19 protein-coding genes are annotated in these 20,657 nt (G+C 44.5%); 8 read left to right on the forward strand and 11 right to left on the reverse strand.

The features are described from left to right. Positions 1-134: 134 nt before the first annotated feature. The 4 genes from folB to KFE26_RS06630 all read left to right on the forward strand — a co-directional run bounded on the left by folB (position 135) and on the right by KFE26_RS06630 (position 2,837). Positions 135-485 carry a dihydroneopterin aldolase gene (folB, locus tag KFE26_RS06615; protein ID WP_105249889.1) on the forward strand — a complete coding sequence of 117 codons (351 nt, stop codon included), beginning with the start codon at positions 135-137 and terminating at the stop codon, positions 483-485. A gap of 68 nt (positions 486-553) precedes the next feature. Then, positions 554-1,057, forward strand: a complete 504-nt coding sequence (gene folK / locus KFE26_RS06620; RefSeq protein ID WP_212599963.1) for a 2-amino-4-hydroxy-6-hydroxymethyldihydropteridine diphosphokinase — start codon at positions 554-556, stop codon at positions 1,055-1,057. Positions 1,058-1,075: 18 nt separating this feature from the next. Then, positions 1,076-1,876 carry an undecaprenyl-diphosphate phosphatase gene (locus tag KFE26_RS06625; protein WP_173246178.1) on the forward strand — a complete coding sequence of 267 codons (801 nt, stop codon included), beginning with the start codon at positions 1,076-1,078 and terminating at the stop codon, positions 1,874-1,876. 118 nt (positions 1,877-1,994) lie between these two features. Next, positions 1,995-2,837 carry a putative RNA methyltransferase gene (locus KFE26_RS06630; protein WP_212599964.1) on the forward strand — a complete coding sequence of 281 codons (843 nt, stop codon included), beginning with the start codon at positions 1,995-1,997 and terminating at the stop codon, positions 2,835-2,837. A gap of 623 nt (positions 2,838-3,460) precedes the next feature. Here KFE26_RS06630 and KFE26_RS06635 read toward each other — a convergent pair. Both KFE26_RS06635 and KFE26_RS06640 read right to left on the reverse strand, forming a co-directional pair. After that, positions 3,461-3,727: an Lpp/OprI family alanine-zipper lipoprotein gene (locus KFE26_RS06635; protein ID WP_006080732.1), complete on the reverse strand. Its 267-nt coding sequence runs from the start codon at positions 3,725-3,727 to the stop codon at positions 3,461-3,463. A 233-nt stretch (positions 3,728-3,960) separates the two neighbouring features. After that, positions 3,961-5,211, reverse strand: a complete 1,251-nt coding sequence (locus KFE26_RS06640; RefSeq protein WP_212599965.1) for a multifunctional CCA addition/repair protein — start codon at positions 5,209-5,211, stop codon at positions 3,961-3,963. A 178-nt stretch (positions 5,212-5,389) separates the two neighbouring features. On the opposite strand from KFE26_RS06640, the gene KFE26_RS06645 reads away from it, so the two are divergent. Together KFE26_RS06645 and KFE26_RS06650 are read left to right on the forward strand one after the other, a co-directional pair. Continuing rightward, complete coding sequence (locus tag KFE26_RS06645) at positions 5,390-7,063, forward strand: ExeA family protein (protein WP_168823468.1); 1,674 nt, start codon at positions 5,390-5,392, stop codon at positions 7,061-7,063. Further along, positions 7,063-8,127 carry a general secretion pathway protein GspB gene (locus tag KFE26_RS06650; RefSeq protein WP_212599966.1) on the forward strand — a complete coding sequence of 355 codons (1,065 nt, stop codon included), beginning with the start codon at positions 7,063-7,065 and terminating at the stop codon, positions 8,125-8,127. The genes KFE26_RS06645 and KFE26_RS06650 overlap by 1 nt, the downstream gene beginning before the upstream one ends. A gap of 107 nt (positions 8,128-8,234) precedes the next feature. On the opposite strand, the gene nhaD is transcribed toward KFE26_RS06650, so the two are convergent. The 4 genes from nhaD to KFE26_RS06670 form a co-directional block, all read right to left on the reverse strand. Beyond that, positions 8,235-9,482 carry a sodium:proton antiporter NhaD gene (gene nhaD / locus KFE26_RS06655; protein WP_212599967.1) on the reverse strand — a complete coding sequence of 416 codons (1,248 nt, stop codon included), beginning with the start codon at positions 9,480-9,482 and terminating at the stop codon, positions 8,235-8,237. A 798-nt stretch (positions 9,483-10,280) separates the two neighbouring features. Next, on the reverse strand, positions 10,281-11,573 hold the full coding sequence (gene hemL / locus KFE26_RS06660) for a glutamate-1-semialdehyde 2,1-aminomutase (protein WP_212599968.1): 1,293 nt from the start codon (positions 11,571-11,573) through the stop codon (positions 10,281-10,283). Positions 11,574-11,599: 26 nt separating this feature from the next. Then, positions 11,600-12,619, reverse strand: a complete 1,020-nt coding sequence (locus KFE26_RS06665) for an aspartate carbamoyltransferase (protein ID WP_113940696.1) — start codon at positions 12,617-12,619, stop codon at positions 11,600-11,602. A gap of 196 nt (positions 12,620-12,815) precedes the next feature. Next, positions 12,816-14,540, reverse strand: coding sequence for a chloride channel protein (locus KFE26_RS06670; RefSeq protein ID WP_212599969.1), 1,725 nt, complete (start codon positions 14,538-14,540; stop codon positions 12,816-12,818). Positions 14,541-14,614: 74 nt separating this feature from the next. On the opposite strand from KFE26_RS06670, the gene KFE26_RS06675 reads away from it, so the two are divergent. Together KFE26_RS06675 and erpA are read left to right on the forward strand one after the other, a co-directional pair. Beyond that, the gene (locus tag KFE26_RS06675) at positions 14,615-15,418 is read left to right on the forward strand and encodes a DUF6776 family protein (protein WP_105249880.1); all 804 of its coding nucleotides are present in this window, start codon (positions 14,615-14,617) and stop codon (positions 15,416-15,418) included. Next, positions 15,411-15,761, forward strand: a complete 351-nt coding sequence (gene erpA, locus KFE26_RS06680; RefSeq protein ID WP_006080742.1) for an iron-sulfur cluster insertion protein ErpA — start codon at positions 15,411-15,413, stop codon at positions 15,759-15,761. The genes KFE26_RS06675 and erpA overlap by 8 nt, the downstream gene beginning before the upstream one ends. Before the next feature lie 115 nt (positions 15,762-15,876). Here the strand turns inward: erpA and KFE26_RS06685 are convergent, their stop codons facing one another. From KFE26_RS06685 to KFE26_RS06705, 5 genes are all read right to left on the reverse strand, one after another. Then, positions 15,877-16,326 (reverse strand): hypothetical protein, encoded by a 450-nt coding sequence (locus KFE26_RS06685; RefSeq protein WP_212599970.1) that lies wholly within the window; start codon positions 16,324-16,326, stop codon positions 15,877-15,879. Positions 16,327-16,351: 25 nt separating this feature from the next. Beyond that, entirely contained in the window at positions 16,352-16,732 is a 381-nt protein-coding gene (locus tag KFE26_RS06690) for a DUF2750 domain-containing protein (RefSeq protein ID WP_028760853.1), read from the reverse strand. A gap of 152 nt (positions 16,733-16,884) precedes the next feature. Further along, entirely contained in the window at positions 16,885-17,580 is a 696-nt protein-coding gene (gene aqpZ, locus KFE26_RS06695; RefSeq protein ID WP_212599971.1) for an aquaporin Z, read from the reverse strand. Between the two features lie 433 nt (positions 17,581-18,013). Next, the gene (locus KFE26_RS06700) at positions 18,014-19,123 is read right to left on the reverse strand and encodes an anhydro-N-acetylmuramic acid kinase (RefSeq protein WP_212599972.1); all 1,110 of its coding nucleotides are present in this window, start codon (positions 19,121-19,123) and stop codon (positions 18,014-18,016) included. Between the two features lie 20 nt (positions 19,124-19,143). After that, positions 19,144-20,550, reverse strand: a complete 1,407-nt coding sequence (locus tag KFE26_RS06705; protein ID WP_212599973.1) for a peptidoglycan DD-metalloendopeptidase family protein — start codon at positions 20,548-20,550, stop codon at positions 19,144-19,146. Positions 20,551-20,657: the final 107 nt, after the last annotated feature.

The following is a 20,657-nucleotide window of genomic DNA, read 5'->3' on the forward strand; positions in this document are numbered from 1 at the left end:
TTTAGGGCGTTATCCTACTGTGGATTGGCTCGAGTAGAAAGCAAATTAGTTATCTGTCAGAAGATTGCGGATTATACAGCTAGGATCGCTTTTAGCTTATCAGACCTCATAGTAGTAAGTTAGTTGGAGAAAGCATGGATAAAGTACTTATACGGCAATTACGCGTTGATACTGTGATTGGTGTCTATGAGTGGGAAAAGACAATCCATCAAAGCCTGTTGCTAGATTTAGATATGGCGTGGGATAACAAACCTGCCGCCGCGACAGACGATTATCAATATGCGCTTTGCTATGAGACAGTTTCCAATCGATTAACAGAACTTATTACTGAGCATCCAATCGAGTTAATCGAAACGGTTGCCGAGCGCGTAGCGGATTGTTTACTTCAAGAATTTAACGTGACTTGGGTGAAAGTTGTCGTGATGAAGCCGGGGGCAGTAGCCACTGCCGCGTCTGTTGGCGTTGAGATAGAGCGTTCACGTTAGATAAGAGTTTGATCAACTCGACTGTTGATTAAGAAATCATGTTTATCTTCAGATAAATTGGACATTGCATGGCACGTATTTATATCAGTCTAGGTAGTAATATCGAGCCTGAACAACATCTGCAAGCGGGATTAATATCGCTGCGAGCGTGTTTTGGGCCACTGCGTCTCTCATCTATGTATGAAAGTGAAGCGGTAGGTTTTAGTGGCACTAACTTTTTGAATATGGTTGCTAGTGCTGAAACTGATCTTAATATCGCGGCGGTAGTTGCGCAGTTTAAGCAAATCGAGCAGAATCACGGCCGGCTTGTCGGGGCGAAGAAATTTAGCCCAAGAACTTTAGATTTAGACCTGCTGCTTTATGACTATGTGGTATGTGAAACGCCCGTTGCGCTCCCCCGTGCAGAGATAGTTAATAATGCCTTTGTGCTATGGCCATTAGCCGAGTTAGCGCCGGAATTGATTCATCCCGTGGTTGATAAAAGCTATGCCAGTTTGTGGCAAGAGTATGATAAAGAGTCACAGCGACTTTGGCCTGTGATGTTTGAATGGCCCCAAGGGCTGACGTTTTAATTTATTGATAGGATTGTCATGGATACGTTTCAGGTCATTATTTTAGCGCTTATTCAAGGGCTAACTGAGTTTTTACCTATTTCTAGTTCTGCCCACTTAATTCTGCCTGCTCAGCTTTTAGGCTGGGAAGATCAAGGTTTGTCATTCGACGTGGCGGTGAATACGGGGTCGTTATTTGCTGTGGTGATTTATTTTAGACACGAGTTATGGACTATGTTTAATGCTTGGGTTGCAAGCATTTTTAAAGGTCAGCAATCCGAAGACAGCAAGCTGGCATGGTGGATTATTCTGGCGACGTTACCCGCTGTATTTTTTGGTTTTATGGCTAAGGATTTTATTGCAACTCACCTGCGTAATACAGAGGTTATTGCGGTTACGACAGTCGTTTTTGGTTTATTGTTGTGGTGGGCGGATAAGATGTCGCGCCGCGATTTAACAATCTATCAGACTGGATGGCGCAAAGCTTTGTTAATTGGTTTCGCGCAGGCGCTTGCTTTAATCCCTGGAACTTCACGTTCTGGCGCCACTATGACAGCGGCGCTAATGCTAGGTTTGAGTCGAGATGCTGCGGCTCGTTTTTCATTCTTAATGTCAGTGCCTGTGAGCTTAGGCGCGGCAATTTTAGTGGGTAAAGATTTGGCGGAAAGCGCGCTGCCAATTGATTATCAAGCATTGATCTTAGGCACTTTGATTTCCTTTGTTGCAGCTTATGCATGTATTCATTATTTCTTGAAAATCATCAGTCGCATGGGAATGACCCCGTTTGTTATTTACCGTTTGGCACTGGGTGCTGTGTTGTGTGGATTTATTTTTTTGTAGTCATTCCAGTTTAGTCATCATAGTGAAATTATGAATAATAGAATCGGGTCAAGTACCCGATTTTTGTTTTTGGAGCTTCCTCATTTTTCTGAAGCTTAACTTATTTTTGGAGCTTTATATGGGTCTCGAATATCAGTGTCCAACCTGCGGACTTGCGTTAAAACAACACAAAGCCTCCCAAGGTTTTTATTGTGCAAATAAGCATCACTTTGATCGAAATGAGCAAGGTTATTGGGTTTTTACTAAACCACAACGCCAAAAGCCGACAGGGGATTCGCGTGAGCAAGTTAGGGCTAAGCGTTTTCTTCTCGAATCAGGCATCTTTTCGCCTTTAATCGATAAACTGGCTGAGTTAATCACCGGCTTTATCAAGCCAGACGCTTGTTTATTGGATTATGAATGCGCTGAGGGCTTCTATTTGCGTGCTTTAGCTTCCAAGTTGGCAGAGGTCGAAAATCCGCGAAACGTCCAGTACGTGGGTGTAGCGGACGCAGAAAATGCTATTTTTGCTGCAGCAAAAGCGCAGACTCCTGGGATCTTGTGTTTAAGCTCTTCTAAAAAATTACCCTTCGCCGATAATTGTGTGGATTTTATTACTGTTATTGATAGGCCGTTAAAGGGAAAAGAGTCTGTCAGGGTATTGAAAGATGATGGGACCATGTTACTGGTTATGCCTGGGCCACGACATCTATGGCAACTCAGAGAATATATTTATTCCGACTTGGCTGAAAAACCTTTCCAAGTGAATTTACCCTCAGCATTATTGGTAAAAGAAACTCAGTCACTGCGCTTTACTTTATCAGTTACAGGTGAACAGGCATTAACGTTATTGGATATGGCACCCTATGCGTGGCGTGCAACTGACAAGATGAAACACGATATTCAAGCTAATCATTTTGAGTCGCTAGAAATTGACTATGTATTAGTCTTAGCACATAAACGCGTGAGTGAATCGCTATAGGTTAAAACTTGCAGTCGATGCGGTTAATTTTAAAACAATTCATAGGCTTAGCTAGATGGTTTTTTGATGTTTTAAAAGGCTATATTACTCAAGTCTATGATTCTGTTTGACGTTTTTATGTAATTTTTATGTTGGATAGGCTGAAGGTGTTATTATTTTTAACTTTAGGCCTATTTGTTCAGTGACAAATACAACCTTCTTATTGCCTTTGTTTCCCATATAGCCTCGATTTTTTTATCTATAGCTGTGCTTTAAATTAATAGCTTTCATTTCCCATGAATACATTTTTTATGATAAATGAGGCTGATTGTTAGGGATGCTTAAAAACGCAAACGAGAAGTTTAGATTAATAACGCGACTTTATTTAAAAGAGGGATAGCACTCGTTTATACAGAAGTATGCCAAGGCTAACTTTTAGGGGGGGAGGTAGGCGAATCGCCTTTAACATGCCTTTGGAAGTTTAAAATCAATTTAGCGATTTTGTATTGCCGCATTCGCTATTCTTTGCATGGCAATCTTGAATTGTAGGTATAAAAAAAGGCTTAGATTGATGTGCTTATCGCTTTCATCTTTCTTAAGCCTTTTGTCTTAACTTACTAAATAGTAAGCTAAATTACCTTTCATTACTTCTTGTAACGAGAAGCAACGTTGTCTAAACGGTCGTTTGCGCGTTTAGCTTCTGCTTGTGCGTCCATAGATGCTGCTTTTGCATCTTTAACGTCTGCAGACAGTTTGCTTTGCTCTGATTTCAGAGAACCAACATCAGCTGACAATTGATCAACTTTGTTGCCCAGAGTTGCAACGCTTTCTTCCAGAGCAGTAGTGTTCGCGCAACCACCTAGTAGGGCAGTCATTGCTAAACCAGCAATCATCAGTACTTTTTTGTTCATTGTAAAAAATCCCTTAAAATAGGTTGGATTTGAATGTTTCGTTACTTTGTAAGCGAAACTGCCTAATTATGACATAGCTATTTTAATTTGCTACGAATATTAATGTGTTTAACCACTATAGGCATATAAATTTTTTTTAAAAGCTTTTTTTCTATGTGATATCGACATTTCTAATCGTAAAAAGGGGCATTATTCACCATGCAGTGATGCACGACTTACAAATCCTTTACAAATTAATGGTTGTCCATCGGCAGTTTTGTTTGCATTTTTTGTTTAAACTGACTGACGGCTTCAACTCGATGTAAATTTAAGGCTTGTTTTATCTCTGCGCCTTGGAAACCAGTGGCAATGATGGCGGCAATATCGACATTATTGGCGACAGTGAAGCACTGAGTTAAATACTCTCCCTGAGGATATGGGATGTTTTCAAATCCTGTGCGGCCGCGCATATCTGCGGTGCAAGCTAATATAAGTTGCGTTAAGCGCTCTGGTTTACGCCAAAAGTCAGCTTTATCGAATATTTTAATGATAGTTTCGGCTCTGAGCTCGAATGCCTGATGGACGTTCTGATGTTGGTCGCTGACGAGTAACGCCAGATCGCGTGCCTCATTCGGTACTCGTAAACGTGTACAGAGGGCTTTTATGAGTGGCAAGCCTTTCTGGCCATGGCCGTGATGCTTTGGTAAATGCTCTTTTGGACTCAGTGCTTTGCCCAAATCATGTACTAGGGCGGCAAACCGAACGCTTTTATCCTCAGTCAGCAGTGCGGCTTGAGCTAGCACCATTAAGGTATGCACGCCAGTATCTATTTCAGGATGCCATTTTTCAGGTTGAGGTATGCCAAATAAGGCGTGAATTTCAGGGAATAGGACTTCGAGTGCGCCACATTGGTGAAGTACCTCAAAAAAGACCTCTGGGTGAGGTCCGCCTAAACTTTTATCAACTTCTTGCCAAACTCGCTCCGCCGTTAAAGCGCTAAGCTCATTGCTTGCGCTAATTTGACGCATCAGTGCCAGGGTTTCTGCGGCAATTTGAAATCCTAAGGCATGAAACCTTGCGGCAAAGCGGGCGACGCGTAACACTCGCAGTGGATCTTCAACGAAAGCATCCGACACATGGCGTAACAGGCGCGCGTTAATATCCTCAATACCATTAAAAGGATCATATAAGTTGCCCTTTTCATCTTGGGCGATCGCATTGATGGTTAGATCTCGGCGCAACAAATCTTGCTCTAAAGTCACATCTGGGCTGGCGTGGCAGCTAAAACCACCATAACCCAGACCAATTTTTCGTTCGGTTCGGGCTAAAGCATATTCTTGTTGATTTTTGGGGTGTAGAAATACGGGGAAATCTTTACCCACTTGGCGGTAACCCTGTTGCAGCATTTGTTCTGGTGTTGCTCCAACGACGAGGTAATCTTTATCTTTAATGGGAAGATTGAGCAGGCTGTCACGTACAGCACCGCCGACGAGATATATTTTCACAGGCAAGATTCGGCTAATGTGTCATGAACATAGCTTATCACGCTCATTAAGATGATGGATAAAGTCGTCGCGAGATATTTGCGCACTTATCTGTCACATTGATGTTGCAGATATTTTGACAATAACATTGGGACGCTTTAACGTGGGGCGTTATTTTTAAATTAGGATGATTGGTGGTATGTACAAGGCCTTTTACGGACTCAGCGATAACCCTTTTTCAATTGCACCCAATCCCCATTATTTGTTTCTGAGTGATAGGCACAGAGAGGCGTTAGCCCATTTAACCTATGGGTTAGGGGAAACGGGCGGCTTTGTGTTGTTAACAGGGGAAGTCGGCACGGGTAAAACAACAGTATCTCGCTGTTTACTTGGGCAATTGCCCGACAATACCGATACTGCTTTTATCCTTAATCCGTCGTTAACTGAGCTTGAATTACTCGCAACACTTTGTGATGAGCTTAAGATTTCCTACGGCGATAATCCTACACTCAAGCAATTGACTGATCACTTGAGCCGTTTTTTATTGGCGAATCACAGCAAAGGTCGTAATACCGTGCTCATTATCGATGAAGCACAGCATTTACGTCCTGAGGTGCTGGAGCAATTGCGTCTTCTGACTAATTTGGAGACGGACACTAAGAAGTTACTGCAGGTGATTTTAATCGGTCAGCCGGAATTACAGCTGTTATTGAAGCGCCAAGAATTGCGTCAGTTAGCCCAGCGGATCACGGCTCGTTATCATTTATTGCCGCTCAATGAAGATGAAATCGCCCTCTATGTGCTGCATCGTTTGCAAGTGGCTGGGCGGTTTGAGCCTTTATTCACCCGTAAAGCCGTTAACGTTTTGCAGAAATACAGCGGCGGCATCCCTCGATTAATTAACCTTTTATGTGAACGTTCACTGATGGCAGGCTATGCACAATCGCGGGTGCCCATCGATCATCATATGGTGCGGCAAGCCGCGGCTGAAGTATTAGGTGAAGAAGAACCGACTCAAAATAGGTATTTGTGGCCGACAGCAACCGCTGTAGCGTTATGTGTTGCGTTTGGTGTGTCTTATTGGTTATTTACTGATAAGTCAGTCAATACGGCGCCAGCGTCCAATTTGGTTACTGAGTCTGTGCCAACAAATGTGGCGTCATTAAATGCTCAAACCTTGGGTGGTGAAGGCGTCGCTGATAAGTCAGTAAAACCGACTAATCAACCAAGCGGTCAGACTTCCATTCCCGATCCTAATCAACGTCTGTTAAACGAGGCGATTAATCAGAGTCGCAATATCGATACTGCTTTTGCAGGTTTATTTAGCGTGTGGGGCAAAGTGCCCTATAAAGGCTTGACGGCTTGCCAATCGGCGGTTGAGCAAGGATTAGCTTGCTATCAACAGCAGGGTAACTGGATGTCACTGACTCGGCTTAATTATCCGGCTGTCGTGTATTTGGTTGATGACAAGCAACAAGATTTTTATGGTGCAGTGCTTGCGGTAGAGGGGGAACAATTACTGATGCAACTGGGTGAGCAACAACTTTGGGTTGATAGAGCTTGGTTTAATCAACATTTCAGTGGCACCTTCGAAATATTATGGCAAGCACCTAATTTGCCTATGATGGATATCAGTCAAAAATCGAGTCCTGGTCAATTACAGTGGTTAGAGAATGCGTTAGCCCATGTGAATGGTCGTAGCCCCCGTCGGGTTAATCAATTTGATGTGCAATTGGAAAATGATCTTAAAACCTTCCAAAGTCAGCATGGATTAAAAGCCGATGGTATTGCAGGGAATCAAACATTAGTGAGATTAAATTTGTATTTAAGTCAGCAAGGCCCACGGTTAACTGATGATGGGGCGCGCAGCTGATGTCCATTTTACTCGATGCCGTAACCCGCAATAAACAACAGCAACAATCACCGTTACCTGATGCTGTGATGACGCCAAGGGCGAATTATCCACAGCCACGTAAATCGGGTGTGCCGATAGGAAAACTGTCTTTATTAGTCGTTGCAGTTGCCGCTGGAATTGGTGTGGCTTGGGGATTAAGCGTTTGGAATAAAACTCGACTTCCCCATAGTGATACTGTGGCAGTGGCTAATGTACTGCCATCAATTTCATCATTGCCACCTTCGACTGGGATTAAAAATGAGCTTCAGTCTACCGCGGTAGGATCTGCCTCTGAGCTCCAAGTTGAGCCCAGTGCTGCTTCAGGTGTTCGGCTTGCTGGGAAAGTGGCGCTTCCTCGGACGCAGACTTTACCCGAGCTAACGGTATCTGTAGTATCAAATGCGCCTGAAATGAATGCTAGCGCGAATATAACGACCAATTCTGTTGGTATGCCGGCTCAAAGTGATAGCAATTCGGGTTTTAGTGATTCAAGCTACGCAGATTATATGTCGACGTCAGCCCAAGTCGATGCGGCAAGTCAGGAAGCGGTTGTGCCAGCAGAGACGCAAGCACAGCAGCCTATGATGTTAGGTGCTAATGCCAATGAGTCGGGTCTAGCGAGTCTTGAAGCCCTGCGTCAGCAAGTCAGTGCCGCGGCGGAAGATGTCGGTTTAGAGACCAATAAAAGTCGCGATGAAGATAAGTTAGTGGCTTCCTTTCAAAATGCATTAAAGGATGTGGAATATGTTAATGCTGCAGAGACGAATGTCACTGAAGCTAAATTAGATCCTATCCCCAAAACTGCTGTGGATGAAATTCCGAAATACGGCCAATTACCTGCAGGTCTGCAATTACAAGTGCCTGAATTTAATATCGTTGCTCATGTTTATTCCAGCGACCCCGCCCAGAGATGGCTGAATGTAGACGGTGCAGAGTTACAAGAAGGGGATATGATTGCTGGTAAGCTGAAAATTATCTCTATTCGTCCAAGGGACATAGTGTTAGATATTCAAGGAACCCAGTTTAAGGTGCCCGCAATCTAATCAGGTATTACGATAAGTCATGCTAGCGGTTATTTGTGGTAACAATGAATAAGTAGTTGATAAAAAAGGCGCACTAGGCGCCTTTTTTGATCTTAGTGAATATCAACTTAATCAAACAGTCTGTTGGCTAAGAATAGGGTCAGTGCGTAACCGACGCTGTAGCAGAGGAAAAGTGCAGGAACATATTTCAAGTAACTCACAAAAGTCAGTTCTTTCACTTTACTCATGGCTACAATACCTGATGCTGAACCGATAATCAGCAGTGAACCACCTACCCCGACGCTGTAAGTCAAGCCAAGCCATTCAGGAGTAGTCAGCACTGGATTGGCTTTTAACAATGCCGCAGTTAGCGGTACGTTATCAATTAAGGCTGAGCCCATACCCGTGACGAAGTTAGAGATGTTTGGATTAAACTGAGTATAAGCTTCAGTCAACATGTCTAAGGTGCCAATTTCTTTAAGCATACCAACGAGCAGTAAAATACCTAAGAAGAACAACAGAGTGTCGTATTCAACTTGGCGAATATACTCTAGGATCTTGATTTCTTCTTTATCACTGCGCGTGGTATGGCCAATCAGGAACATAATTGATAGACCCGTTAAGAAGGTTAACACTGGCGGGATACCAAACAATATGTTGAGTAGCATGGTCATTAAAATGGTGCAGAAGAAGACGAGGGCAATCAATACATCAACGGTTTGATAAGTATGTTTGATTGGCGTCGTGCTCACAACACCTTCGGCTTTGAGTGAGAACAGAGTTGCCAGTAAAATCACGCTCACGGCCGATGGGATAAATAACATCAGCAGTTCAGACATATGCACATGTCCAGCTAAGAAGATCATCAGTGTCGTCACATCGCCAGTGATCAGGGCTACACCGCCTGAGTTCACCGCGAAGATAATCAACACTGCCATTCTACGGCGCATTTGCTTGTCGAGTTTAAAGGTGGTTAATAAACCTAAAGACACTAAAGTCGCGGTGACGTTATCACAAAATGCTGAGAGCACGAGTGCAAATAGGGCGACTTGGATCATTAACATACGCACTGATACTTTCTGCGGAAACAGCTTTTGCACCATGATTTGGATCATACCCTTAGCATTCAAATATGCTACGAAGGTCATGGTCGACATCAGAAAGAGCCAAAGTGTGGCAATCTCGAGCAAATTTTCATTGAGCTGATGGGCAACGATTTTCTCATTAGCCGGTTCCCCTGCAGCCATAAACAGCGCTACCCAAGAGATACAACCAAAGAATAAGGTGGTTTTTGCTTTATTAAGGTGGGTCACTTCTTCGAAAATAATACTGAGCAATGCGAGCACGGCCAGTAAGATGAGAAAGGTATTTAACATAACTGCAATTCCAACTGCTGTTTTGATGTCGTAGGGCGACTTGAGTCAACCTAAAGATTGGGCATATCAAGGCTAAATTAAGCTAGCCGTGTTAGCGCGTGCGGATCAGAACATAATGGGCTAGAGAACGCAACTGTTAGCTGTAACTCAATTTAATGCTTCTTTGTGACGTCCGTCTCATGCTTTTGGGTTGCTAATTAGTTTTATATATTGGTTATTGTGATTATTGCAGCGTTATTAACTGTATTGTTTGATTTGATTACCGTGTTAAAAGTGAGATCTACGATTAAAGTCTAAGCAGTTAGTTTGCATATTCTTCAATTAATTTTTATTCAGGTCGATATTCCTGAATTGTCATGCCTATGTAGGCAGGCATTTTTAATGCTTGTCTTTTGAATGAGTGCCACTCGGAAGTAGAGTGCTCTTAGCACTCAGTCCTGCGGAATTCTGCGTCTTGAGCTTGTTTGGGTATCAATACTGGATATTGTGTTTTTGAAGTAGAGGAAAATGAGATTTATTATCCGGAATCTTTTGCTTTTAGGCTCACTCGTTTGGTTAACGTATTGTGGTAAGCAACTTATTGCGCTGGGCGTGATGGGTTGGCCTTAGCACGTTATTGAGCATATCCACTTGACCTTACAATTCATGGAGGCTGGGATAATATTTAAATCGGCTTTAGGTTCTAAAAAGTCTGATCGTTATTAAAGCGACACAAAGCTAACTAAATCGAATAAAAGCAAAGGGACGCATTGGCGTCCCTTTGTTATGTTTAAACGGCTTAAATACTAAAGCTTAGGCTTAGCTTGCCGCTTTCATGCTCGCCAATACGCGATCTGCCGCTTCTAAGGTTAAGCGCATCTCTTCTTCGCCATGAGCCATTGACAGGAAGCCAGCTTCATAGGCACTTGGCGCTAAGTAAACACCTTCATCTAGCATGCCGTGATAGAAAATACGGAACTGTTCGATATTGCATTGGGTCACTTGGTCGAAACGAGTGATCTCGGGTTGTTCTGTGAAGAAGAAACCGAACATGCCACCAACATAGTTGATCGCCATTGGAATACCGTGCTTATCCGCAGCCGCTTTAAAGCCTTCTGCAATACGTTTTGTTTTCGCGCTCAGTGCTTCGTATAGACCTTCTTCACACAGGGCTTCCATTTGTGCCAGACCCGCTGACATCGCAATGGGGTTACCCGATAACGTACCCGCTTGGTAAACCGGACCCGTAGGGGCGATAAATTGCATCACATCTTTACGGCCACCGAAAGCCCCCACTGGCATGCCGCCACCAATCACTTTACCAAGTGTGGTTAAGTCTGGTGTGACGCCGTAGTAACCTTGAGCACCACTTAGTGATACGCGAAAACCTGTCATCACTTCATCGATAATCAACAGCGCGCCAAACTCATCACACATATCACGCAGGCCTTGAAGGAAACCTGGGACAGGTGGAATGCAGTTCATGTTGCCAGCAACGGGCTCTATGATGATGCAAGAAATCTCAGTTGGATACTGTTCGAACAGGGTTCTAACTGAATCTAAATCGTTATACACAGCGGTTAAGGTGTGCTTGGCGAAATCTTCTGGAATACCGGGTGAGCTAGGTTGGCCTAACGTTAACGCGCCAGAACCGGCTTTCACTAACAGGCAATCTGCGTGGCCGTGGTAGCAGCCTTCAAATTTTAAGATCTTGTCACGATTGGTAAAACCGCGTGCCAAACGGATAGCACTCATAGTGGCTTCCGTGCCTGAACTCACCATGCGTACTTGCTCGATAGAAGGCACCATAGAGATGACTTTTTCGGCCATTAGCACTTCAAGCTCAGTTGGCGCACCAAAAGATAAGCCATTTTCTACTGCTGCTAATACAGCTGCACGGATTTTAGGATGGTTGTGGCCGAGGATCATCGGGCCCCAAGAACCGACATAGTCGATATAAGCTTTACCATCGGCATCGTAAATATAAGCGCCGTTAGCTTTTTCAATAAACAGGGGCGAACCGCCTACACCATTAAATGCACGAACCGGAGAGTTAACGCCGCCGGGGATGGTTTTTTTAGCCTGTTCAAATAGCGCTTCGGAACGGGTCATGTTTAGTCCTTAAAGTCTGTAGCCAATTAGCGATCGGCTTTACGTGAATACCAATTAACCGGACACTCATATTTTTCGAGTTGATTATCAACGCCGAGTGTCAATGCAAACAAAGCCATGCGAATTAACAGCCCATTATCCGCCTGTCTGAAGATAGCAAGATTGGGATGGCTATTTAAATCATTATCTAACTCATTGGCTTGCGCCCGTGAATCCCTTGGAAGCGGGTGCATAATGACTGTGTTAGATTTGCAATGCTGAGTGTAAATACTGCGATTTAAGCGGAACTTGCCGCGATACTTATTTGCTTCTTCCTGTGAAGGGAAGCGCTCTTCCTGAATGCGAGTGAGATACAAAATATCTGCTTTATCTAAATGGCCTTCAAGTTGGTCGGTTATTTTGATGCTATGGCCAGCATTTTCAATGTCGGAGATCACATAATCAGGCATAGCTAATTCAGCAGGTGAAATCAGTGTGAAACTGATGTTCTTATACATGCAGAGTAAGCGCGACAGTGAATGCACAGTACGGCCAAATTTTAAGTCGCCGACCATAGCGATGTGCATGCCATCGATACCGCGGCCAGCACACTTGAGTTCTTTTTGGATAGTATATAAGTCGAGCAAGGCTTGGGTCGGATGCTCGTTCGAACCATCGCCGCCGTTGATCACTGGGACGCGGCTGCCTTCTGCAAACTCTTTTACCGAGTAAGAGTCTGGATGGCGCATGGCAATGACATCAGAATAGGTGGATAACACCCGCGCGGTATCGTACAGGGATTCACCTTTAGATAAAGACGATGAAGCCATGCCTGTGGTTTCACGTACATGGCCGCCGAGCAAGTTAAAGGCACAGCCAAAACTCACGCGGGTACGGGTACTCGGTTCGAAAAACAGGTTACCTAAAATGGCGCCATCGAGCACATTATTGCGCTTCTCTCGAAGTGCATAGGGCATCATGCGGCTAGCGACATTAAAAATAGTTTGGATTGAGTCAAGATCTAACTGGTTTACGGAGAGGATATGGGATCCTTCGAACTGATTCATCAGCCTGTTTTCCAATTTGCTAGGGGGCATTTTAAGCTGCGGTATCGCGCTTATCTGCCCTGATGTTATGTAGGGTGGCTGAGGCGCGATTGTAGCAGAAGCACTGGGGCAACGAAATAGCCACATTACCACTGTGTTAGATTTTTGCGATGAAGCCCAAAGCTTTTAATCTGCCGCCTCAGGTTTTGAAGCGATATTAGGCTTGGCCTGAACGAATCTCCTGTTGTAGGTTCGACCAACTGATCACTCCAACCACATTGTCTGGTGTATCTTGATAGATAAACACCTCACCGCAGCGTTTGGGTGACAATAGTGAATAGACTTCATTGAGGGTGGTGCTGTCGCTTAGCCCTTGCATGGGATGGCGTGATAGCGTGGTACTGTCATCATAGGATTGCATTTCAAGACTAAGCATTTCGATAATGCCATCGGCATTGCGGACTAGCACAGGGCGACCTTCGGCGCGTTTTAGCACTTCGAGTAACAATTCATCGTTGTTATTGACGATAACAAAGCGTTTATCCATTAAGGCTCGCACGCCTTTTTTCTGCAGTGCTAAATTCACGGGGGCGACCTTATAACCTAGTCCCATAATTTCTAATTGCTTAAAGAAAATGGAGTCGGTCTTAAAACCCTGATAAGCAATTAAAAAAGCCGGAATTGTTACAAACATTGCCGGTAAAATAATGCTGGCGTCATTAGTCATTTCTAACAGGGCGACTAAGGCGGCCAGCGGCGCGCTTAAACACACGCCCATCATGGCTGTCATGCCGATTACAGTGTAAAGCCCTACATAAGGGGCGATGGAGGGGAATAAGATAGCGCTGATCAGCGCCAAAATCGCCCCGAGCAGCGCGCCGATACCATAAAGTGGACCAATCAAACCACCGGGTATACCTAAGCCAATCGCCGCAATAGTGGCGATGGTTTTGGCAAATAACAGGGCGATTAACAGCAATAGGCTTGGATGTTGGCTAATGGCTTCGCCAATTGCGAGATCGCCAGTACCAAGGGCTTGTGGCAATACTAGACCTATTAAGGTGGTGACGCTGCCCGCCAGTAATAGTCGGTAAATCAGTGGCCAGTTTTGCCCCGTCGCGGTGACTTTTAAGAGTGAGTAATTAAACAGCGCCGCGGCGCAGCCCAATACCACGCCGCCGATGGCGAGAATAGGGTAATGGTCTAAGGGAATATGGATCACTTGAATACGGTCAAATTCGTGCACATTACCAAACACCAGTTGGCTTGAAACTGCGCCACAAATTGCTGATAGCATAATCGGGAAAAAGTAATGGATTTTATATTCACGGACTATCACTTCGAGTACAAAAATCACCGCCGCTAAGGGCGCGTTAAAAGTGGCGGCAATCCCTGCGGCAATGCCACTGGCACACATGATGCGTACGCTATTATCGGGAAGATTGAATTTTTCAGCGAGAAAACTGGCGCTGACAGCACCCAGATGAATGGCAGGACCTTCACGGCCGACTGAGAAATTTGTGCCTAGGGCAAAGAGTGCTTGAAAAAATTGCCCAGCGGCGGATTGTAGGGGGATTTTACCATAATGCAGTTTAACTCTATGTAACACATAGGCTATTCCCATACGTTTGTAGCGTTTGGAGCCCAACTTCGCCACTATCCAAATTAATATTGCGCCTAAAAGGGGTAACAGGGCTCGCCAGTCGGCGACGTTCCCCGTAAAATCCAGCGCCTGTATTTGGGTGTAATGATTAGCCCAAACGAGCAAGAGTCGAAACAGTAAGATCACACAGGATGCAAAAATAGCAAATAACAGTGCCAGTATGCACAGCTGTGCACTGATGCGGGCTTGAGATAAATGGTCACGTAGCTCATTGGTTAAATACTTTTTGGCTGTGACTATGGCATGTTGGATAGCGACTTTATTTATCGTTAATTGCACTACATTGGCCTGAGTTGTATTGTATCGAACTCGTTCTTGAGTTGATTGTATTTTATATAAGGGGCTGTTACCTAATGCCAAATTATCATCGTTGGCTAGATCGGCTGCAAGTGATGGATCTCAAGTATCGTCCATCTTCAGTATATTTATCGCTTTTAGTGTTAGTTTCTATTCTTTTTGGGGCTTGGATAAGTTTTCTGCTATTAAGCAGCGATGAGCCTGTTGTTAAGCATATCAGCAGCAAGACTCAACGCTTGACCGCTGAGTTAGAGGCACAGACCCAACTACTTGCAACCCGAAATTTAGAGCTGTCCGTCGAGCGAGAGGCTAATACCCAAATGCAAGAAATGTTTGGCCAGCAAATGAAAAAGCAAAAAGAATTGGAGCATGAGCTGGCGTTTTACCGCAGCATTATGACCCCGGATGATAATGCTGAAGGCGTCGCTATTCACGGACTTGAAATGACGCCGGGCGCTTTGGCCGATGAATATCATCTCAAGTTGGTGTTGACTCAGTTGCAAAAGCGTAAGCAAGCTATTCAAGGCCGAACAGAATTGACGCTCATTGGTGTGCAAGATGGCAAATCTGTTAGCTTGAGTGTGAACAAACTCACGGGTTCTAAGTTGGAATTTGATTTTCGCTATTTTCAAGTCATAGATACCAAGGTCACTGTTCCTGCTGGCTTTAATTTACAACAAGTGAAAGTCAAAGTGCTGGTGCCTTCGAGCCGCTGGACTAAGAATTCGCAGACCGAACATGTCTATAGTGCCCCTGAGTTATTACAGGGTGAAAAAGAACCACGGGTAATACTTGAACAAAACAGTCAGGTAAAGGATAATTTGCCCCAGAAAACTGATGTAAGAGGTAGTAATGACTGATCAAGCTGATACAGCAATGCCAATCCAATTTACCGATGCGGCAGCCGCTAAGGTGAAAGGTTTGCTGGAAGAAGAGCAAAATCCTGCACTTAAGCTACGAGTCTATGTGACTGGTGGTGGTTGTTCTGGATTTCAGTACGGCTTTACCTTTGATGAAAAGGTTAATGACGGCGATTTTACGATAGAAAAACAAGGCGTTCTCTTGGTTGTCGATCCTATGAGCCTACAATATTTAGTCGGTGGTGAAGTGGATTACACTTCAGGACTGGAAGGTTCTCGCTTCTTCGTGAAAAACCCTAACGCAACCACAACTTGTGGCTGTGGTGCCAGTTTCTCTGTGTAAAAATTTTTTCTGTTTAATGATGACTAACTTTGCATCTTTTTAGGCGTGGAGTGAGATCAAAAAAGCCGTCGCAATGACGGCTTTTTGTTGGGCTAAATTTATTTTCTACAAGAGCTTAGCTCATGATGTTCAGGTTAAGCTTAGGCTTAAACCATGCCTTTACCTTTTTATCAAAGGCTATCCAAACTTGCAGCAATGACAAGACGATCAAAGCGATAAAAATTATATAGTCAGGCAGTTTTCCCTGCCATTCACCTAAGTACACTGTCGTTGGACCTACCACTAAGTTGCCCGGATCGTACATGATCACTGGCAGCATGCTAATCAATCCAAGCTGCACGACTGTGTAGCCGCGCAGCATGATAAGCCCTGCTTTTTGCCGACCGATAATGGCAATCACCATCAGGAGGGTTAGCAGACAAAATAACACCCCTTGTTTAGCGATTAAGCCACTCACTGACGCAACAACATACACTAGCAATAGGGCAATGAGTCGTTTCGGAAAGTGCTGACTAAGGGCTGTACTTGCCTCTGGTGTCGGTATCGCCGATTTTTGCTCGCTCATAGGCATTCTCGTTTAGCGATAGCGATTAGTGGCTTTGCTTAGGCGCTAATCTTTGATCTAACTCATAAGGTGGGATTACCACACCTAAATCATCTAATACTGGGAATACGGCGACAAAGAGGTCGTCATCTTCCATGCCTGGCACCCATCTTTCGTGAAATTCGTCGAGTGGAATCGCTAACGTTTGGCAATCACTCCATTCATCCACAGCCCAAGAATCAGCGGCTTCTTCGGTTGGCCACATTGGGATGCAATCTTCTTCTTCAGTGGTTAACATCACGCAACCGTCTTGATCTTGTAATGTCCAAAGTATTTTGTGTTCTTTAACTTGTTCAACGAGGTAATCGTAACGGGCTTCTGGCGTCATTGCTGCTGTCTCAGCGAGGTTTTTAACAGTCTTGCTCATGAAAAATATCTCTTTTGCTTGGATAGGGCGAAGCCTGTTGTGTATTTAGTCGCACAGCAAAATTCGCCAGTTGGCTAAATGGTAACATTAGAGCGGGATTAGAAAAAGAACAACAGCGCCAAGAGAGCGCTGTTGTGTTAGATCTTCGGCTTTTATTCTGCCGCGCGGAAGTAGCGATAGATAAAGCCCGCCAAAATAGCGCCGACAATCGGTGCTACCCAGAACAACCAGAGTTGTGATACCGCCCAGTCACCGACAAACAGTGCAGGGCCTGTGCTACGCGCTGGGTTCACCGAAGTATTGGACACAGGAATACTAATAAGGTGAATTAGGGTTAAACCTAACCCTATGGCAATTGGGGCAAATCCTTTAGGCGCTCGCTCATCGGTGGCGCCTAAAATAATAATCAAGAAGAACAGTGTCATAACGATTTCACAAATCATCACCGACAGCATGCTATAGCCACCCGGTGAGTGCTCACCAAAACCGTTAGAGGCAAATCCGCCCGCGAGTGAAAATCCCTCTTGTCCTGAAGCGATGAGATACAAGATGCCAGCGCCCACAATTCCACCCGCGACTTGGGCTACGATATAGGGCAATAATTCTGCTGCCGGAAAACGTCCCCCAGCCCAAAGGCCGAATGACACTGCAGGGTTGAGATGACAACCTGAAATATGGCCAATCGCAAAGGCCATAGTTAATACGGTTAATCCAAAAGCTAAAGCGACGCCGAGTAAGCCTATGCCTACTTCTGGAAATGCGGCGGCGAGTACAGCACTACCACACCCTCCAAGGACTAACCACAAGGTGCCGAGAAATTCTGCCGCCATTTTTTGTGACATGTTCATTGTTTGATTTCCTATTCTTTTAAAGACGCTTGCTTGTTAATCAGTGCGTCTTTATTCCTAATTTACCTGCCTATTAACGGATCTTGTCTGAGTGAGCAAAATCGCGCTGTAGACACGAGTTCCCTTAAAACCAGTTTCTTATTGGACGCCTATGAGGCTATTCCTAAGTGTTTGAGCTGTTTAGAGCAATATCCTGTATCCGTTTTTACTATAGTGAGACTTGATTAAGCTTCAGTGACGAAACTTTTTTACTCATGCTTCTGTCACTAAATGCTTCAGTAATTAAGAATAGATGGCTTTAAAATAGCTGCTGATTTTCTTGAGAAATTTAGGCAGGAAGAGGGGAAAAGATTAGTTTGTCTTTTAAAGACAACAAGAGCTTCATGTAGAAGCTCTTGTTTAGGTTATCGCTTTAGTATTTTGCGAAGGCCAATTACTTAGCGCTAAATCGTCCGCCGAGTACTGCTTCGCGGGAGGCGCCTGTTACTGCAGGGAGATTAGCGGGTAAACCTAAGTGATTGCGCATGGCGAGCCAGGCAAAGGCGATGCCTTCTGCCCACTTAGGATCGACGCCAAGGGCCGAGGTAGTATCCAGCTTATAACCTGGTAATAAGGCTGCAAGACGCTGCATCAGTTGACCATTAAATGCACCGCCGCCACAGACGAATAATTCTCCTTCATTGGATAGTTTTATAATGTCTTGGGCTATGCTGTGGCAGGTTAAATCCAATAAAGTTGATTGAATATCTTCTTCATCTAAATGATTAAAGGGCGATAATTGCTGCTCTAACCAAGCTTGGTTAAACAGTTCGCGACCAGTGCTTTTAGGGTAAGCAAGGGAAAAATACGGATGCGAAAGCAACTGAGTTAATAAGCTTTGATCAGTTTTTCCGGATGCAGCCCATTCGCCATTTTTATCGAAGGGCTCACTTTTAACCTGTTGCATCCAGGCATCAATTAAGGTGTTACCTGGTCCTGTATCAAAGCCTAAGACTTCTTCGCTATTGCCCGGCAGATAGGTGATATTGGCAATACCACCAATATTGAGAATGACACGTTTTTTACCGACTTGGGCAAAGGTTTGCTGGTGGAATGCGGGTACTAAGGGCGCGCCTTGCCCACCAAGGGCAATATCTTTGCGACGAAAATCGGCAATGACATCTATGCCTGTTTCGGTCGCAATAGTATTAGGATCGCCAATTTGTAAGGTAAAACCCACTTCGAGGTTTGGCATATGGCGCACAGTTTGACCATGGCTACCAATGGCGATGATATCTTCTTTCGCAATAGTACATTTAGCCATCAGATTATTGACTGCTAAGGCAAACAGCTGACCCACATTTCGATCTAAACGGCCGAGGCGGTTAATTTCATCTGAGCTGGGTAAGCACAGGCGCTGTAGACCTTTGAGTAAATGGCTCGGAATAGCTTCGGTATGACTGGCGATAAGCTGCGGCTGCGCGCCTGAAAAGTCGACCAATACTGCATCGACACCGTCCATGCTGGTGCCTGACATAAGTCCAATATAATAAGCGTTTTTCATTGGGAGGAATCCATCCGTCGTTATTGCATTGCCAATTGCGTTTGCTTGTTTTGCGAAAGTGTAGTCATCAATTGCTTGCTAAGTGCATCGAATTGATTTTTTTCTTTTCTCGCAATTGATTCGGATTTCGGTAGCGTAATCGTTCTCGGGTTGCGGTGTACGCCATTGACGATAAATTCGTAATGTAAATGAGCCCCAGTGACACGGCCTGTTTTACCTAAAGTACCAATAATTTGTCCTTGCTTAACGTTGGCGCCTTTGCTGACATTACGTTTTGTGAGGTGTAGATATTTGGTGGTATAGGTATCGTTATGTTTGATAAACACATAGTTACCGTTGAATTGATTATAACCAGACTCAATAACGCGTCCACTACCCGCAGCTTTAATGGGCGTGCCAATGGCTGCGACATAGTCTACACCCCGATGGGCTTTGACTTGGCCCGTCACTGGGTGCAAACGTCTTGGGTTAAAGTTGGAGCTGACATACTTAAAATCGACCGGTGAGCGCAGGAAGGCTTTACGCATGCTAGTGCCATTTTCGGAATAATAGTTACCGTCGGTATAGCGAATGGCAGTATAGCGCTCATCTTGGTTAACAAATTCTGCAGCTAAGATATTGCCATTACGCAAAAATTCACCATCGGCATATTCTTGCTCGTAAATAATGGCGAAGCTGTCGCCTTCGCGTAAGTCTAAGGCAAAGTCGATATCCCAGCCGAATACGGTCGATAATTGTAATATCTGGTTAGCAGACATGCCTGCATCCACGGCGGCATTCCAGAAATTGCTCTTAATTTTGGCACTGGTGAAATGGTTGCGGATTTCCACATCCTTTTCGGAGATTTTTTCGTTGTATTGCTCTTGGCTTTTAGTGATGACTAGGGTTGAAATAGCATCGACTCGATAACGCACTTCAGTCAAATTACCGTTTGCATCCTTTGAAATCACAATTTCTTCGCCCGGCATTATCTTAAGCAAGTTTTGCTTGGCTAAAGGCAACTGGGTGATTTCATAAACGTCTTTGCTGGTTAAGCCAGCGCGATCAAATACCGCGGCTAAAGTATCACCATTTTTGACGTTAAAATGTTCGACATCTCTGTGAAGAGCGCTTTCGTGGGATCCTGCGGTTTGATTATTGGCTCCAGCTGCAGCGAGCGCATCGGGTGAGGATAACGGTTCAGCCGTTGTCGGAGCATTATCTGTTTGACCTTCTGGCAACTCAGGGCGTTCAGGCGAGCGAAAAGCTAAGGGCACATCATAACGGGTGTTGATTTGAGCTTGGTCATCAATGCTAGTGGTTTGTCTTGAAGCTTGCGCTTCTTCAGAAGGTAGAAGCATGGTTATCATTGTGATAACTGAAAGAATGCTAAGGAGAATTTGATGCTTTTTAGGCAACAATTTAAATAACGTTATAACCTTTCCCATTGACGCCGATACCAATAACCAGAGACTTAAATAATCCCGTTAGTGTACACACTTTCAATTGTGGTGGCTAACAAGTAACATAAGTCTCTTCATTTTATGATCATGGC

Origin of the sequence: Shewanella sp. M16 (assembly GCF_018224605.1) — a bacterium.
Classification (GTDB): Bacteria; Pseudomonadota; Gammaproteobacteria; order Enterobacterales; family Shewanellaceae; genus Shewanella; species Shewanella oncorhynchi.

Bases quoted from the DNA above. Each gene is read 5' to 3' on its own strand.
- folB (WP_105249889.1), top strand. From the start codon at position 135: ATGGATAAAGTACTTATACGGCAATTACGCGTTGATACTGTGATTGGT.
- folK (WP_212599963.1), top strand. From the start codon at position 554: ATGGCACGTATTTATATCAGTCTAGGTAGTAATATCGAGCCTGAACAA.
- KFE26_RS06625 (WP_173246178.1), top strand. From the start codon at position 1,076: ATGGATACGTTTCAGGTCATTATTTTAGCGCTTATTCAAGGGCTAACT.
- KFE26_RS06630 (WP_212599964.1), top strand. From the start codon at position 1,995: ATGGGTCTCGAATATCAGTGTCCAACCTGCGGACTTGCGTTAAAACAA.
- KFE26_RS06635 (WP_006080732.1), bottom strand. From the start codon at position 3,727: ATGAACAAAAAAGTACTGATGATTGCTGGTTTAGCAATGACTGCCCTA.
- KFE26_RS06645 (WP_168823468.1), top strand. From the start codon at position 5,390: ATGTACAAGGCCTTTTACGGACTCAGCGATAACCCTTTTTCAATTGCA.
- KFE26_RS06650 (WP_212599966.1), top strand. From the start codon at position 7,063: ATGTCCATTTTACTCGATGCCGTAACCCGCAATAAACAACAGCAACAA.
- nhaD (WP_212599967.1), bottom strand. From the start codon at position 9,482: ATGTTAAATACCTTTCTCATCTTACTGGCCGTGCTCGCATTGCTCAGT.
- hemL (WP_212599968.1), bottom strand. From the start codon at position 11,573: ATGACCCGTTCCGAAGCGCTATTTGAACAGGCTAAAAAAACCATCCCC.
- KFE26_RS06665 (WP_113940696.1), bottom strand. From the start codon at position 12,619: ATGAATCAGTTCGAAGGATCCCATATCCTCTCCGTAAACCAGTTAGAT.
- KFE26_RS06675 (WP_105249880.1), top strand. From the start codon at position 14,615: ATGCCAAATTATCATCGTTGGCTAGATCGGCTGCAAGTGATGGATCTC.
- erpA (WP_006080742.1), top strand. From the start codon at position 15,411: ATGACTGATCAAGCTGATACAGCAATGCCAATCCAATTTACCGATGCG.
- KFE26_RS06685 (WP_212599970.1), bottom strand. From the start codon at position 16,326: ATGAGCGAGCAAAAATCGGCGATACCGACACCAGAGGCAAGTACAGCC.
- KFE26_RS06690 (WP_028760853.1), bottom strand. From the start codon at position 16,732: ATGAGCAAGACTGTTAAAAACCTCGCTGAGACAGCAGCAATGACGCCA.
- aqpZ (WP_212599971.1), bottom strand. From the start codon at position 17,580: ATGAACATGTCACAAAAAATGGCGGCAGAATTTCTCGGCACCTTGTGG.
- KFE26_RS06700 (WP_212599972.1), bottom strand. From the start codon at position 19,123: ATGAAAAACGCTTATTATATTGGACTTATGTCAGGCACCAGCATGGAC.
- KFE26_RS06705 (WP_212599973.1), bottom strand. From the start codon at position 20,550: ATGGGAAAGGTTATAACGTTATTTAAATTGTTGCCTAAAAAGCATCAA.